Here is a 14,093-nt window from a genome sequence, read left to right as displayed (position 1 = left end):
CAGCAAGCGGCGTCAGGGTTGCCACGGCGTAACCTCGCCGCTGAGTTTGCGGTCGAGGAAACACGCGGCGCTGATCAGCGCCAGGTGGGTCAGTGCTTGCGGGGTATTACCGAGGTGTCGGGCTTGCGGGTCGAGCTCTTCGGCGTAGAGTCCCAGCGGGTTGGCATAGCGCAGCAGTTGCTCGAACTCCAGATGCGCCTGCTCCACCCGTCCGGCCCGGGCCAGGCATTCGACGTACCAGAATGAGCAGGCGGCGAAGGCCCCTTCGCTGCCCGGCAAGCCGTCGATGGGGTGATCGTCGTTGCGATAGCGATAGACCATGCCGTCGCGCACCAGGCTTTTCTGGATCGCCTCCAGGGTCGCCAGCCAGCGCGGATCGGTGGCGCCGACAAAGCGCACCAGTGGCATCAGCAGCATCGAGCCGTCGAGGCCGGTGCCGCCGATATGCTGGACGAAATGTCCACGTTCGGCGTTCCAGAAGTTGCTCCAGATATCGGCGTGGATCGCCTGGCGAGTCTGGTCCCAGCGGGCGAACGGGGCCGGCAGCGAGCGCTTGGAGGCCAGGCGAATGGCGCGGTCCAGGGCGACCCAGCACATCAGCCGCGAGTGCAGGAAGTGGTGTTTCTCGCCGCGCATTTCCCAGATCCCGACATCGGTCTGGTTCCAGGTGTCGCAGACCTGATCGACAATCTGGCCGACATGCAGCCAGCCTTCATGGGAAATCGCCTCGCCGTATTTGTTGGTCAGGTACACCGCGTCCAGCAACTCGCCGAAGATATCCAGCTGGACCTGCTCGTAGGCCTGGTTGCCGATACGCACCGGACGGGCATTACCGTGGCCGGACAGGTGCGTCAGTTCGGTTTCCGGCAGTTCCTGGGTGCCATCGATGGCGTAGAGAATGTTCAGCTTCAACGGCTGATCGCTGCAATCGCCGACCCGTCCGCGCAACCAGCGCATGAAACCGTTGGCTTCCTCGACATAACCCAGGCGCATAAAGGCGTAGATGGTGAAGGAGGCGTCGCGGATCCAGGTATAGCGATAGTCCCAGTTACGCTGGCCGCCGGGGCTTTCCGGCAGGCCGAAGGTAACGGCGGCGAGGATCGCGCCGTGCTTGCGCGAGGTCAGCAGCTTGAGGGCCAGGGCCGAGCGGTTGACCGCTTCGCGCCAGCGCCCGCGATAGTTCGAGCGTCCGAGCCAATGGCGCCAGAAGGTCAAGGTGCGTTGCAGGGCGAGGTCACTGCTGCCGACCTTGATGCGTGGATCGTCGACCGCACCGAGGAGGAATTCGGCGTTCTGTTGCTGTTCCAGGGTGAAGCGGGCGACGGCGGCCTGCCGCTCCAGTTGCAGCGGTTGGTCGGAGCACAGGCGCAGACTCGGCTGGCCCGGCGCCTCGAAGCACACATCGTCGCCGTCGAGACGGGCACGGGTCGCGGCGCGGGCATAGTCATGGCGCACGGCGCAACGCACATGGAAGGTGGCCCGGCCGCTGATCACCCGGACCCGACGGATCAGCATCGGCAGGTCGTTTTCATCATCGCTGACCGGCAGCAGATCGGTGATTTCCACCACCGCGCTGGCGCTCAGCCAGCGGGTTTGCAGGACATTGGTGTCCGGCAGGTAGATCTGTTCGCGACGGGCATCGGGCAGGTCCGGGGCCAGTTGGAAAATCCCGGCTTCGGGGCTGTCGAGCAAGGCGCAGAAGATCGAGGGGCTGTCGAAAGCCGGCCAGCAGAAAAAGTCGACGCTGCCGCGATCGTTGACCAGCGCGGCGCTACTCATGTCGCCAATGACGCCGTGGGCCTCGATCGCGCTCTGGGGTTCGTTGGAAAGATCAGGCATGGCCGCGAAACTCCGGGTAGAGAGGCCTGCCGCTGTCAGCGCAGGCCTTTGAATGCACTTATTGAGCTGACTGGCATTCCTCGGCGGAGTTCAGGCGGGGAGACGCTTATTGCTCCGGGGTGTCTTCGGGCGCCGGGTCACCGCCGTAGTGCTGGCCCAGTTCGACGCGCTTTTCCTCGACCCAGCCGCTGAAGTCATCGCCGTTCTTGGCGATGTACATGACCTGGGCCCAGCCGTCCTCGGTGCTGGCGTACACCGTGAGGCCGTCGCCAGGCACGACGAAGACCTTCTTGGTGATGCAGGCACTGTTGGGCGCGCTGTGAAAGTAGACCCGGCCCTGGCCGATGACCTTGCCTTCGACGGGGGGGCGGTAGCTGCCGGCTTCGGCGTTGGCTTTTTCATGCAGGGCATCGCAATCGACCGGTGCCTCGGCGGCAAAGGTCGAGGGCGAGAGGCCCAGCAGCAGGCAGGCAAGAGGCAGCAGGCGGGCGGTGCGTTCCATGCGGGAGGTGTCCATCAGGTGTGTGGGAAGGTGGTGATCATAATGGGTTGGCTCGTTGGCCGTCAGCCGGGAAGGGCAATCGGCGTGAGTACCGGCTGGCCGGAAAAATACGCCAGCAGGTTTTCGGCCACCAGCGCTACCGTGGCTTCGGAGGCTTCCGGCGACAGACCGGCCACGTGGGGTGTCAGCACCACGTTGCCCAGGCTCTTGAGGACTTCAGGCACATTCGGTTCGTCGTCGAACACATCCAGTGCCGCACCGGCGAGGCGACCTTGCTGGAGGGCGGCCACCAGGTCGGCGGTCACCACCACGCTGGCGCGTGCAATGTTGACCAGGAACCCTTGCGGGCCGAGGGCTTCAAGAGCCTGTCGGCCGATCAGGCCGTCGGTGCCGGCACCGCCTGGGGTGGCGATGATCAGGTAGTCCGAGGCCAGCGCCAGTTCGGTGGTCGTGGCGCAATAGTGGTAATCGATATCCGTGCGCGGTCGCCGGTTGTGATAGCTCACCGTCATGCCGAAACCCAGGGCCGCACGCTGGGCAATCGCCTGGCCCACCGCGCCCATGCCGAGGATGCCCAGGCGCTTGCCGCCCAGGGACGGACGCATCAGCTTGCGCCACTCGCCACGGCGCACCGAGGCGTCGGCGCGGGGAATATCGCGCACCAGCGACAGCAACAGGGCCATGGCATGGTCGGCCACGGACGAGGCGTTGGCACCGGCGCCGTTGGTCACGACGATGCCCCGTTGCGCGGCGGCGTGCAGGTCGACCTTTTCATAGCCGGCACCGATCACGCAGATGATTTCAAGTTTGGGCAGGGCGGCGATTTCCTCGGCGAACAGCCCCAGCGGGCCGCGGGTGAGCACGGCATTGATGCGTTCGCCCTGCTCGGCGATCGCTTGCGCGCGCAGGGCCTGGGTCGGCGCCAGGATCAGTTCGAAGCCGTGCTTCTGGATGATTGGCAGGTAGTCGTCGACGGTTTCCACGAGTACCAGCAGCACCTTGCTCATGTGTTTCTCCGGGCCGTATCAATAAGAGTGACCGGCAAGGCCTTGCCCTGCCGGTGGTTGAGCTCAGGTCGCCCTGACGCCGTAGCGACCTCGGTAATCACTGGGCGAGAAACCGGTGATTTTCTTGAAGGTCGAACGGAACGCACCGGGGTCCTGGTAACCCACGGTCCAGGCGATATGGTCGACGGTGCCGTTGGTGAATTCAAGCATTTCCCGCGCCTTGCCAACCCGCAGGTGCTGGCAGTACTCCGTCGGACGCAGGCCGGTGGCGGCGCGAAAGCGGCGCAGGAAGGTGCGCTCCTCCAGGCCGGCCTTGTCGGCCATGGCATTTACGCTCACCTCCAGGGCGCCGCTGCTTTGCAGCCAGTGCTGGACCTTGAGGATTGCGGCGTCGCCGTGGCCCAGGATCGGCGCAAAGTTGCCGGCGCATTCGCTGTTGTCACGGTGTTCGATCAGCAGGTAGCGCGCGGTGCGCGTGGCGATCCCCGGCCCCAGCAGCCGTTCGACCAGGCGCATGCCCAGTTCGGCCCAGGCCATCAGCCCGGCGGTGGTGATCAGGTCGCCGTCGTCGATGATCGGCTTGTCGGTGTCGAGGCGTATCTGCGGGTAGAGCGCGGCAAAGGCCTTGGCCGAATTCCAGTGGGTGGTGGCGGGACGCTGGTCGAGCAGGCCGGTCTGCGCCAGCACGAAGGCGCCCATGCACACGGAACCGATGATCGCTCCGTGGCTATGTTGTTCGCGGACCCAGGCGGCACTGAGTTGCAGGGCGGCGGGCGAGGGCGTATCGCCCAGCGAAGGGGGAATGACCACGGCGACCGGATGGCCGTCCATGCCCGGCTGGCTGTCGTAGATCCGTTCGAGGGACTCGCCCGTGGCGCCGGTGGCCCAATGGCTGACACGCAGCCGCCGGGCCGCATCGCCGTGTTCGGCGACCATGCGATTGGCCACGCTGAACAGGTCGGTCAGGCCGTGGACGGCGGCGGTCTGCGCGCCGGGATAGAGGAGCAGGCCGATCTCGGACACGGCGTTGTCGGCTGGCGTGGCGCGGTCGATGGCGGCCGTGGGCGCGTCCATTGTCAGTTTTCCCCTCGAAAGTGTCGGTCCGGCCAATCCCCGGAACACCGTGGGAACTGGATACTTGATCCGGTAAGGCAAAGCAACTGAACGCTGCACCACTAATCGAGGAAGATGATATGTCCGTACAAGCGCTGATCCTGGTGGATATCCAGAATGACTATTTCCCAGGCGGAAAGTGGACCCTGAGCGGCGCCGATGCGGCGGCCGACAAGGCCGCCGCGATTCTGGCCGCGGCGCGTGAGGCGGGTGACCTGGTGGTGCATGTCCGCCATGAGTTCGCCAGCGCCGATGCGCCGTTCTTTGTGCCGGGTTCCGAAGGGGCGCGGCTGCACGCCAAGGTCCTCAACCGCGCCGACGAGCAGGTGATACTCAAGCATTTCGTCAACTCGTTTCGCGACACCGAACTGAGCGCGGTGCTGGAGCGCAATAAGATCAAGGAACTGGTGGTGGTCGGCAGCATGAGCCACCTGTGCATCGACGCCATCACCCGCGCGGCGGCTGACCAGGGCTACACGGTCACGGTGATCCACGATGCCTGTGCTTCTCGGGACCTGGAGTTCAACGGCCTGACGGTGCCGGCGGCCCATGTGCACGGGGCGTTCATGGCCTCCCTGGCGTTCGGTTATGCCACGGTGGTTTCCGCCGAGCAGTGGCTGGCGCGCTGAGCCGTCACGGATGGACGCGACTCCCCGGCAGGCAGCGGCCTGCCGGGGAGTCGATTATTGAGTTCCCCCCAGAATCGATTTCGGTTCGAGGAACGCCTCGAGCCCGAAGCTCCCGTATTCCCGGCCGATTCCCGACTGCTTGAAGCCGCCGAAAGGCGCCGCCGGCTCGTGGGCCAGGGTGTTGATCAGCACGCGTCCGGCCTCGAGGCGGTCGGCGACCTGGCGGGCCCGTTCGACATTGGCGGACATCACATAGGCCTGCAGGCCGTAGGGTGTGTCATTGGCGATGCGGATGGCTTCTTCCTGGTCGCGGTAGGTGATGATCGACAGCACCGGGCCAAAGATTTCCTCGCGGGCGAGGGTCATTTCATTGGTCACGCCGCTGAATACCGTCGGGCGCACGAACCAACCTCTGTCCACGCCCTGGGGCAGGCCTTCGCCGCCGACCAGCAGGCGGGCGCCGTCGTCGATGCCGATGCGGATATAGCGTTGCACCCGCTGCCATTGTTTTTCGCTGACCATCGGCCCGACGGTGGTCTGTGGATCAAGGGGATCACCGACCTTGACCACGTCGATGGCCTGGAGCACGGCGGCTTCGACTTCGTGCAGGCGTTCCTCCGGTACCAGTATCCGGGTCCCGGCGATGCACGCCTGGCCGCTGTTCATGAAGCCGGCCTGCAAGGCCAGGGGAATGGCCTGGCTCAGGTCGGCATCGTCGAGGATCACCACCGGCGATTTTCCGCCGAGTTCCAGGGTGACGCGCTTGAGTGTCTCGGCGGCGCTGCGCAGGATGCTCTTGCCCACCGGGGTGGAGCCGGTAAAGGAGATTTTCGCGATATCCGGATGACTGCTGAGGGTGGCGCCGACGGTTTCACCGCGACCGGTGACGATATTGAACAGCCCCGCTGGCAGGTCGGCCTCGTGCAGGGCCTCGGTGACGATACGGGTCTGGATCGCGCTCATCTCGCTGGGCTTGATCACCGCGGTACAACCGGCGGCCAGGGCGGCGGCAAGCTTGCCGCAGATAAAACCGGCGTCGTTGTTCCAGGGGGTGATCAGGCCGGCCACGCCGAGGGGCTGCATGATCACCTCGGCGGTTCCGGCGCGGCGCTTGAAGTCGTACTGTTCGAGGACCTTCGCCGCTTCCAGAAAGACGCTGGCGGCATGCTGGGCCATCCAGCGCGAGCGGGAAGCGGGGGCGCCGTATTCCTCGATGATGGCGTCGTTGAGCGGGTCTTCCCGGGCGATAATGGCGGCGTGCATGCGCTGCAACATGGCCAGGCGTTCGGCCTTGGTGGTGCGGGAGAAGGCCGGGAACGCGGCCTTGGCGGCGGCAATCGCGGCATGGGCATCCTGCTCGTCCGCCAGGCGCACCTGGCCGATGACCTGGCCGGTGGCGGGGTTGAACAGGTCGAACAGTTCCTCGCCGTGGGGCGTGACAAAGGCGCCATTGATATAGATATGGTCGATGCGTTGCATGGCTGCTCCGAGGTGTGCGTCTGTGGTGTGAGTCAGGATAAGCGGCTAGGATTAGCCTGATAAGCCGGACGAAGCGGCATGGGTTAATGAGTGATTTGGGATAATGCGCACATCAGGCCTGACAGAGTTGGAAGCGGTACTGGCCGTGGCCCGGCACCGGAGTTTCCGGGCGGCGGCGGCCGAGCTGGAGGTCTCGACCTCGGCCTTGAGCCATGCGGTGTCGGCGTTGGAGAGCCGGATCGGGGCGCGGCTGTTCAACCGTACAACCCGTAGCGTGGCGTTGTCCGAGGCGGGGGCGCAGTTTGTCGAGAGCATTTCGCCGGCCATGTCGACCATTCGCGCGGCCATGGAACAGGCGGGCAGTCACGCCGGTATTCCCGCCGGTACCTTGCGGATCAATACCGCCGTGGGCGCGGCGAAGCAGGCGATGCCGTTGTTTGTCGAATACATGCGCCGCTACCCGCAGATGAACGTGGATATCGTCACCGAGGGCAAGCTGATCGATATCGTGGTCGAGGGCTTCGATGCCGGGATTCGCCTGCACGACAGCGTGCCCCAGGACATGATCGCCATTCCATTGGGCTTGCCGTTGCGTTTGTTGGTAATGGGCAGCCCGGAGTATTTCTCGCGCCATCCGGTGCCGCAGACGCCGACCGATCTGCTCAAGCATCGGTGTATTCGCTTGCGCTTGCCGAGTGGACGGATCTACCACTGGGAGTTCGAGCGCCATGGCGAGACCCATACGGTGGATGTCCAGGGCGTATTGACCCTGGATGAATCGACCCTGGTGCTGGAGGCGGCGCGGGCGGGGTTGGGGCTGGTGTATGCGACACAGTGGAACGCGGCGGCGGACCTGGCGGCGGGCACGCTGGTGTCGGTACTGGAAGACTGGACACCACCGTTTGACGGCTTGTCGCTGTATTACCCGGGGCGGCGGCATGTGCCGGCGGGGTTGCGGGCGTTGATCGAGTTGATTCGCGAGCGCAATGCTCAAGGGCTTTGAGAGGTGCGTTGTTCGCTCGGGCCTCTTCGCGGGCAAGCCCTGCTCCTACAAAGTTATGTCGTACGCAGTTTTTGTGTTCGACGCAAAACTGTAGGAGCAGGGCTTGCCCGCGAAGGCGTCATCAGGATCAATGCGCTTCCCCAGCCTTGATCCCCGCCGGCAGCGCCTTGGTCAACAGCACCGCCAACATGCTGATCCCCAGGGCGATCCCGACAAAATGGAAGGCGTCGTTATAGGCCATGATCGATGCCTGCTGATGGGTGATCTCGCTCAGCTTGCCCAACGCCGCGCCGTCGCTGCCAAGCTTCTCCGAAAGCATCGTCAGGCGTTCCGCCACCTGCGGATTACCCGGCACGATCGCCTCGCGCAAATAGTCGAAATAGACCTTGGTCCGCGCATCCAGCAAGGTCGCCAGCAAGGCGATGCCAATGGCCCCGCCGAGGTTGCGCAGGATATTGAACAGGCTCGACGCCGACCCCGCGTCCTGGGGCAGGATATAGGCGGTAGCGATCAGCGAAATGGTCACCATGATCAGCGGCTGGCCCAGCGCCCGGATAATCTGGATCTGGTTGAACTGCGGGCCGGCAAAGTCCGGGTTGAGTACCCCGGAGGAAAAACTCGCCAGCCCGAACAGGCCGAAACCCAGGGTACAGAGCAGCTTCGGCGAGATGAATTTCATCAGCTTGGGCACCAGCGGAATCAGGAACAACTGCGGCACCCCCATCCACATGATCACTTCGCCGATCTGCAGGGCGTTGTAGTTCTGGATCTGCGCCAGGTACAGCGGCAGCAGGTAGATCGAGCCATACAGCCCCACGCCCATGCCCAGGCTGGCAATGCTGGACAGGCCGAAGTTGCGGTTCTGCAGGATGCGCAGATTGATCAGCGGATTGGCCTTGGACAGTTGCAGGATCACGAAGGTGATCAGGCTCAGCAGGGCGATACTGCCCAGGGTCACGATCAGATCCGATTCCAGCCAGTCCTTGCGGTGGCCTTCTTCGAGGAACACCTGCAGGCACCCCAGGCCGATGCCGAGGCTGACGATCCCGGCATAGTCGGTGCTCTTGAGCAGTTCCCAATGGGACTCCTTCTTTTCCAGGCCGTAGAGCAGGCCGCCGATCATGATCAGGCCGGGCGGGATGTTGATGTAGAAAATGTACTGCCAGCCCCAGTTCTCCGTAAGCCAGCCGCCTATGGTCGGGCCGATGGACGGGGCGAAGGTGGCGGTCATGGCGAACATGGCCATGCCCTTGGCGCGGTGGTGGTCCGGCAGTTTGATCAGGGTCAGGGTGAACGCCAGGGGAATCAGCGCGCCGCCGGTGAAACCCTGCATGGCGCGGAACACGATCATGCTTTCCAGGCTCCAGGCCATGGAACAGAGCAGCGACGAACCGAGGAAACCCAGGGAGACCCAGACCGCCAGCCGCCGCGCCGAGAGCAATTGCACCAGCCAGGCGGTGAGGGGAATCATGATGATTTCCGCCACCAGGTAGGAGGTGGAAATCCACGAACCTTCTTCCAGGGTCGCCGACAGGGCGCCCTGGATATCCTTGAGCGAAGAGTTGGTGATCTGGATATCGAGCACCGCCATAAAGGCGCCGAGCATCACGCTCATCACCGCAATCCAGTCCCGGCGGGTCGGCTCGCCCAGCGGTCGGATCAGTTGATCACCGGCCATGCTGGGCGTCGCGCAGATCGACCTTGACGGTGACCGACATGCCCGGACGGATCTTGCCCTGCAACGGATTGTCGGCGGCAAAGGTCAGCTTGACCGGAATGCGTTGCACCACCTTGGTGAAGTTGCCGGTGGCGTTGTCCGGCGGCAGCAGGCTGAACTGCGCGCCGGAGGCGGCGAACAGGCTCTCGACCTGGCCCTGGATCGGCGTGTCCTCATAGGCATCGAAGGTCAGCGTCGCGTGCTGGCCCGGCTGCATATGGCCGATCTGGGTTTCCTTGAAGTTGGCCTGGATCCAGATGTCCTGGTCTGGGACGATGGACAGCAGGTAGGCACCAGCCTGCACATACTGGCCATTGCGCGCCGCGCGCTGGCCGACCAGGCCGCTGATGGGCGCATGGATCTCGCTGCGGGTCAGGTTCAGCTCGGCCTGGGCCAGGTCGGCGCGGGCATTGGCGATCTGTGCGTCGAGGCGCTTGAGCTCGGCACTCAGGGCCGTGACCTGCTGGCGCTGGCCTTGCAGGTCGGCCTGGGCCTTGGCCACTTGCGAGCGGGCGATATGGTTGTCGGCGGAGAGCGTGGTGACCCGCTCTTCCGAGACGTAGCCGGGTTTGCGCAGGGTCTGCGCACGGTTCAGGTCGAGTTGCGAGCGGCCGAGGCTGGCCTGGCTGGCCGCGACCTGCGCATCGGCGGAGGCGATCAGGCTGGCTTGCTGGGTCAGCTTGCTCTGGGCCTGCACCCGTTCGGCCTCGCGGGTGGCGAGGACGGCATTGGCGCGGTCGATGGCCAGTTGGAAGTCAGCGCCTTCGAGCCGGACCAGCAACTGGCCTTTCTCCACATGCTGGTTGTCTGCCACCAGCACTTCGTCAATGCGTGCGCCCAATTGGCTGGAGACCCGGGTGATTTCGCCCTGGACATAAGCGTTATCGGTGCTTTCATAAAAGCGTCCCCTGAAAAACCACTGGACGAAAAAGCCCAGGGCAATCACCAGGACCAGGAACAGGAAAATAAACAGTCGACGCTTGAGTTGGGAGGGCATGGGCAGCAACACATCAATGTGTAAGTGAATTTTACGGTAGACGAATCTGGCACAGCAGGATTAATGGGTAAATGCCAGTAACCGAGAAAGCCCGGCTTTCGGGGCCTGGAGCCATTTTTAGACCGAAGCTTGGCTTATATGCCCTCGGCCGGATGCCCTGTACTGGAGCCCGGACGGCTGTGCCTGTTACCATTCGCCCTTTGTTTTATCTCCACTTCGAGACCGCCCATGACCACCGTTCGCACGCGCATCGCGCCATCGCCCACCGGCGATCCCCACGTCGGCACCGCCTACATCGCTTTGTTCAACTATTGCTTTGCCAAGCAGCACGGTGGTGAGTTCATCCTGCGGATCGAAGACACCGACCAGTTGCGCTCGACCCGCGAGTCCGAACAGCAGATTTTCGATGCCCTCAACTGGCTGGGTATCACCTGGGCCGAAGGCCCGGATGTCGGCGGTCCCCACGGTCCGTACCGGCAGAGCGAGCGTAGCGAGATCTACAAGAAATACACCCAGCAACTGGTGGACATGGGCCACGCCTTCCCGTGCTTCTGCACCGCCGAAGAGCTGGACCAGATGCGTGCCGAGCAGATGGCTCGCGGCGAGACCCCGCGCTATGACGGTCGTGCGCTGTTGCTGTCGAAAGAGGAAGTGGCCCGGCGCCTGGCCGCCGGCGAGCCCCATGTGATCCGCATGAAAGTACCGAGCGAAGGCGTCTGCGTGGTGCCGGACATGCTCCGTGGCGATGTCGAGATCCCGTGGGATCGCATGGACATGCAGGTGCTGATGAAGACCGACGGTCTGCCGACCTACTTCCTGGCCAACGTGGTCGACGACCATCTGATGGGCATCACCCATGTGCTGCGTGGCGAAGAGTGGCTGCCGTCGGCACCGAAGCTGATCCTGCTCTACGAATACTTCGGTTGGGAACAGCCGCAGCTGTGCTACATGCCGCTGTTGCGCAACCCGGACAAGAGCAAGCTGTCCAAGCGCAAGAACCCGACTTCGGTGACCTTCTACGAGCGCATGGGCTTTATGCCTGAAGCCATGCTCAACTACCTGGGGCGCATGGGTTGGTCGATGCCCGACGAGCGCGAGAAGTTCTCCCTGGAGGAAATGGTCGAGCATTTCGACCTGTCCCGCGTTTCCCTGGGCGGGCCGATCTTCGATATCGAGAAGCTGTCCTGGCTCAATGGCCAGTGGCTGCGCGACCTGCCGGTGGAAGAATTCGCCAGCCGGGTGCAGAACTGGGCGCTGAACCCCGAGTACCTGATGAAGATCGCGCCGCTGGTCCAGGGCCGGGTCGAGACCTTCAGCCAGGTCGCGCCGCTGGCGAACTTCTTCTTCGCCGGTAGCCTGCCGCTGGACGTCAAGCTGTTCGAGCACAAGAAACTCTCGGCCGACGACGTGCGCAAGTTGATGCAGTTGATCCTGTGGAAGCTGGAAAGCTTGCGCCAGTGGGAAAAGGACAGCATCACCGCGACCATCCAGGCGGTGGTCGACTCCCTGGAGTTGAAGCTGCGCGATGCCATGCCGCTGATGTTCGCCTCGATCACCGGGCAGGCCAGTTCGGTGTCGGTGCTCGATGCGATGGAAATCCTCGGGCCGGACCTTACGCGTTTCCGTCTGCGCCAGGCCCTGGATTTGCTGGGCGGGGTGTCGAAGAAAGAAAACAAGGAATGGGAAAAGCTGCTGGGCGCGATTGGCTGATCAGCGACAGGGGCGGCCCTGAGGGCGTCAAAAGCTTCGCGGGCAAGCCCTGCTCCTACAGTCCCTCGTCGAATACAAAATCCATGTACGACGCAAACCTGTAGGAGCAGGGCTTGCCCGCGAAGAGGCGCATAAGATCACCAAAAGCTTTGCTGGCAAGCCAAGCTGTTACGGGTTCTGAGTGCCTACAGGGTTGTAGAGGATTCCACAGTAGGTGGTATTCCCCCCGGTTTTACCGGGGCAGGGCGGTAAGTGGTTGTTATGCCGACAAAAAATTTTCAAAAAGTTTGAAAATAAGTTTGACAGCTCCCCGATACGCCCTTAAGATTCGCCCCGTCCTCACCGATGAGGGGCTATAGCTCAGCTGGGAGAGCGCTTGCATGGCATGCAAGAGGTCGACGGTTCGATCCCGTCTAGCTCCACCAATTTACACTTCAAGGCCTGGCCACACCGGTCTTGAAGCGATCAGCACTCAGCGTTGATCAGTTGTATAGAAGGGTTTGCGTCCCCTTCGTCTAGTGGCCTAGGACACCGCCCTTTCACGGCGGTAACAGGGGTTCGAGTCCCCTAGGGGACGCCAGTTTTACAGAAGCGATGTTGCAGGTTGATGTCGTTCCGCCTCCGAGGCGAAAAATCCGGGGCTATAGCTCAGCTGGGAGAGCGCTTGCATGGCATGCAAGAGGTCGACGGTTCGATCCCGTCTAGCTCCACCAATTTACACTTCAAGGTTTGGCCACACCGGCCTTGGAGCGATCGGCACTCAGCGCCGATCATGTTAGAAGGGTTTGTGTCCCCTTCGTCTAGTGGCCTAGGACACCGCCCTTTCACGGCGGTAACAGGGGTTCGAGTCCCCTAGGGGACGCCACGATTGCCCGCTCTGCGGGATTTTATAAGGGTCATTCAATTATTGAATGGCCCTTTTGTTTGTCTGGCGTTTGGCCCTTTGCTCCCTTGATTCATTTTTTAATACCCATGGTGCGGACCAGCGGTCAAAATAAAGTCTTGCGGAAAAATATTATGCGAATAATATTTTCTGTGTGATGTCTGGAGGTGGCAATGAACGACAAGAAAGCTCAAACCCGCGAGCGCATCCTGCAGGCGGCCAGTAACGCCCTGATCCAGCGTGGTCCGGTGGAGCCGAGTGTCAGTGAAGTGATGGGCGCCGCCGGGTTGACCGTGGGTGGGTTCTACGCGCACTTCGAGAGCAAGGACGCGTTGATGCTGGAGGCGTTCAAGCAATTGCTCGCCCAGCGCCGGGCGAAGATGAGCGAGGTCGACAGCCAGTTGCCGGGCGAGGAGCGGCGTGCCCTGTTCGCGGCCTTCTATCTGTCGCGCAAGCACCGTGATGCGGTCCAGCAGGCCTGTCCGATCCCGTCCATCGTCGGGGAAATGTGCAACCTGCCGGAGTGTTTTCGCGAAGCCCTGAACGAGCATGTGGAACTGATGGTCGCGCAGTTGGCGTCCAGCCCCGAGGATACTGACAAGGCCCTGGCCGATATCGCCCTGATGATCGGCGGCCTGGCCGTGGCCCGGGCGCTGGGGCCCGGCGAATTGTCCGACCGAATCCTGCGGGCGGCCAAAACGGCGGTGATCTGAGGGTTGTTCCGTTACACTGCCCGGGTCTTTGATTTGACCGGGAGCGGTACATGAGTTGGGATCTGGCGACACCCTTCATCCTCGATTTGCAGGTGGCTGACGAGGATATCGACGGTCTTGGGCACGCCAACAACGCGGTGTATGTCAGCTGGCTGGAACGCTGCGCCTGGCGTCACTCGCAGCGCCTGGGCCTGGACCTGACCGAGTATCGGCGCCTGGATCGGGCCATGGCCGTGGTCCGGCATGAAATCGACTACCTGGCCGCCGCCTACGAAGGCGACGAGTTGCAACTGGCGACCTGGATCGTCGACTGGGACCAGCGCCTGAAGATGACGCGGCGTTTCCAGCTGGTCCGTCCCCGCGACAACCTGACCCTGTTGCGCGCGCAAACCACCTTTGTCTGCATCGAGCTGTCCAGCGGCAAGCCCAAGCGCATGCCGGCGGAATTTATCGAGGGCTACGGGCCGGCGCTGCAGTCGGTCTGAGGGCGTACCGGTTTGT

At 63.2% G+C, this 14,093-nt stretch carries 12 protein-coding genes and 4 tRNA genes; 9 read left to right on the top strand and 7 right to left on the bottom strand.

Annotated elements, in window-relative coordinates; all coding sequences use genetic code 11:
* Nucleotides 1–12: 12 nt before the first annotated feature.
* The 4 genes from HX830_RS20865 to HX830_RS20850 all read right to left on the bottom strand — a co-directional run bounded on the left by HX830_RS20865 (nucleotide 13) and on the right by HX830_RS20850 (nucleotide 4,422).
* Entirely contained in the window at nucleotides 13–1,839 is a 1,827-nt protein-coding gene (locus HX830_RS20865; RefSeq protein ID WP_177102335.1) for a glycoside hydrolase family 15 protein, read from the bottom strand.
* A gap of 106 nt (nucleotides 1,840–1,945) precedes the next feature.
* Nucleotides 1,946–2,341 (bottom strand): SH3 domain-containing protein, encoded by a 396-nt coding sequence (locus tag HX830_RS20860; RefSeq protein WP_177102333.1) that lies wholly within the window; start codon nucleotides 2,339–2,341, stop codon nucleotides 1,946–1,948.
* Between the two features lie 62 nt (nucleotides 2,342–2,403).
* Complete coding sequence (locus HX830_RS20855; protein ID WP_177102331.1) at nucleotides 2,404–3,348, bottom strand: 2-hydroxyacid dehydrogenase; 945 nt, start codon at nucleotides 3,346–3,348, stop codon at nucleotides 2,404–2,406.
* 63 nt (nucleotides 3,349–3,411) lie between these two features.
* A complete protein-coding gene (locus HX830_RS20850; RefSeq protein ID WP_152737385.1) occupies nucleotides 3,412–4,422 on the bottom strand; it encodes a GlxA family transcriptional regulator in 1,011 nt (336 codons plus the stop codon).
* 119 nt (nucleotides 4,423–4,541) lie between these two features.
* Between HX830_RS20850 and HX830_RS20845 the strand changes: the two genes are divergently transcribed.
* The gene (locus HX830_RS20845) at nucleotides 4,542–5,090 is read left to right on the top strand and encodes a cysteine hydrolase family protein (RefSeq protein WP_152737386.1); all 549 of its coding nucleotides are present in this window, start codon (nucleotides 4,542–4,544) and stop codon (nucleotides 5,088–5,090) included.
* 54 nt (nucleotides 5,091–5,144) lie between these two features.
* Here the strand turns inward: HX830_RS20845 and HX830_RS20840 are convergent, their stop codons facing one another.
* Nucleotides 5,145–6,569 carry an aldehyde dehydrogenase family protein gene (locus tag HX830_RS20840; protein WP_177102329.1) on the bottom strand — a complete coding sequence of 475 codons (1,425 nt, stop codon included), beginning with the start codon at nucleotides 6,567–6,569 and terminating at the stop codon, nucleotides 5,145–5,147.
* Nucleotides 6,570–6,672: 103 nt separating this feature from the next.
* Here HX830_RS20840 and HX830_RS20835 point away from each other — a divergent pair, with 103 nt between their 5' ends.
* Nucleotides 6,673–7,572, top strand: a complete 900-nt coding sequence (locus HX830_RS20835) for a LysR family transcriptional regulator (RefSeq protein ID WP_152737388.1) — start codon at nucleotides 6,673–6,675, stop codon at nucleotides 7,570–7,572.
* Between the two features lie 127 nt (nucleotides 7,573–7,699).
* Here HX830_RS20835 and HX830_RS20830 read toward each other — a convergent pair whose 3' ends face one another.
* Together HX830_RS20830 and HX830_RS20825 are read right to left on the bottom strand one after the other, a co-directional pair.
* Nucleotides 7,700–9,190: a DHA2 family efflux MFS transporter permease subunit gene (locus tag HX830_RS20830; protein ID WP_177102602.1), complete on the bottom strand. Its 1,491-nt coding sequence runs from the start codon at nucleotides 9,188–9,190 to the stop codon at nucleotides 7,700–7,702.
* Between the two features lie 49 nt (nucleotides 9,191–9,239).
* Nucleotides 9,240–10,286, bottom strand: a complete 1,047-nt coding sequence (locus HX830_RS20825; RefSeq protein ID WP_103499117.1) for an HlyD family secretion protein — start codon at nucleotides 10,284–10,286, stop codon at nucleotides 9,240–9,242.
* Between the two features lie 228 nt (nucleotides 10,287–10,514).
* On the opposite strand from HX830_RS20825, the gene gltX reads away from it, so the two are divergent.
* The 7 genes from gltX (at nucleotide 10,515) to HX830_RS20790 (ending at nucleotide 14,077) form a co-directional block, all read left to right on the top strand.
* Nucleotides 10,515–11,996 carry a glutamate--tRNA ligase gene (gltX, locus tag HX830_RS20820; protein ID WP_103499116.1) on the top strand — a complete coding sequence of 494 codons (1,482 nt, stop codon included), beginning with the start codon at nucleotides 10,515–10,517 and terminating at the stop codon, nucleotides 11,994–11,996.
* 349 nt (nucleotides 11,997–12,345) lie between these two features.
* A tRNA-Ala gene (locus HX830_RS20815) sits at nucleotides 12,346–12,421 on the top strand.
* Between the two features lie 79 nt (nucleotides 12,422–12,500).
* Nucleotides 12,501–12,576 (top strand) — tRNA-Glu (locus tag HX830_RS20810).
* Nucleotides 12,577–12,633: 57 nt separating this feature from the next.
* Nucleotides 12,634–12,709, top strand: a tRNA-Ala gene (locus HX830_RS20805).
* Nucleotides 12,710–12,785: 76 nt separating this feature from the next.
* Nucleotides 12,786–12,861, top strand: a tRNA-Glu gene (locus HX830_RS20800).
* 191 nt (nucleotides 12,862–13,052) lie between these two features.
* Entirely contained in the window at nucleotides 13,053–13,592 is a 540-nt protein-coding gene (locus HX830_RS20795) for a TetR/AcrR family transcriptional regulator (RefSeq protein WP_152737390.1), read from the top strand.
* Nucleotides 13,593–13,642: 50 nt separating this feature from the next.
* A complete protein-coding gene (locus HX830_RS20790) occupies nucleotides 13,643–14,077 on the top strand; it encodes an acyl-CoA thioesterase (protein ID WP_152737391.1) in 435 nt (144 codons plus the stop codon).
* The last annotated feature ends 16 nt before the right edge of the window (nucleotides 14,078–14,093 follow it).

Origin of the sequence: Pseudomonas gingeri (genome assembly GCF_013385425.1) — a bacterium.
Lineage (GTDB): Bacteria > Pseudomonadota > Gammaproteobacteria > Pseudomonadales > Pseudomonadaceae > Aquipseudomonas > Aquipseudomonas gingeri_D.
The sequence above is the reverse complement of the archived record's forward strand: the minus strand, read 5'-3'. Positions and strand labels throughout refer to the sequence as shown.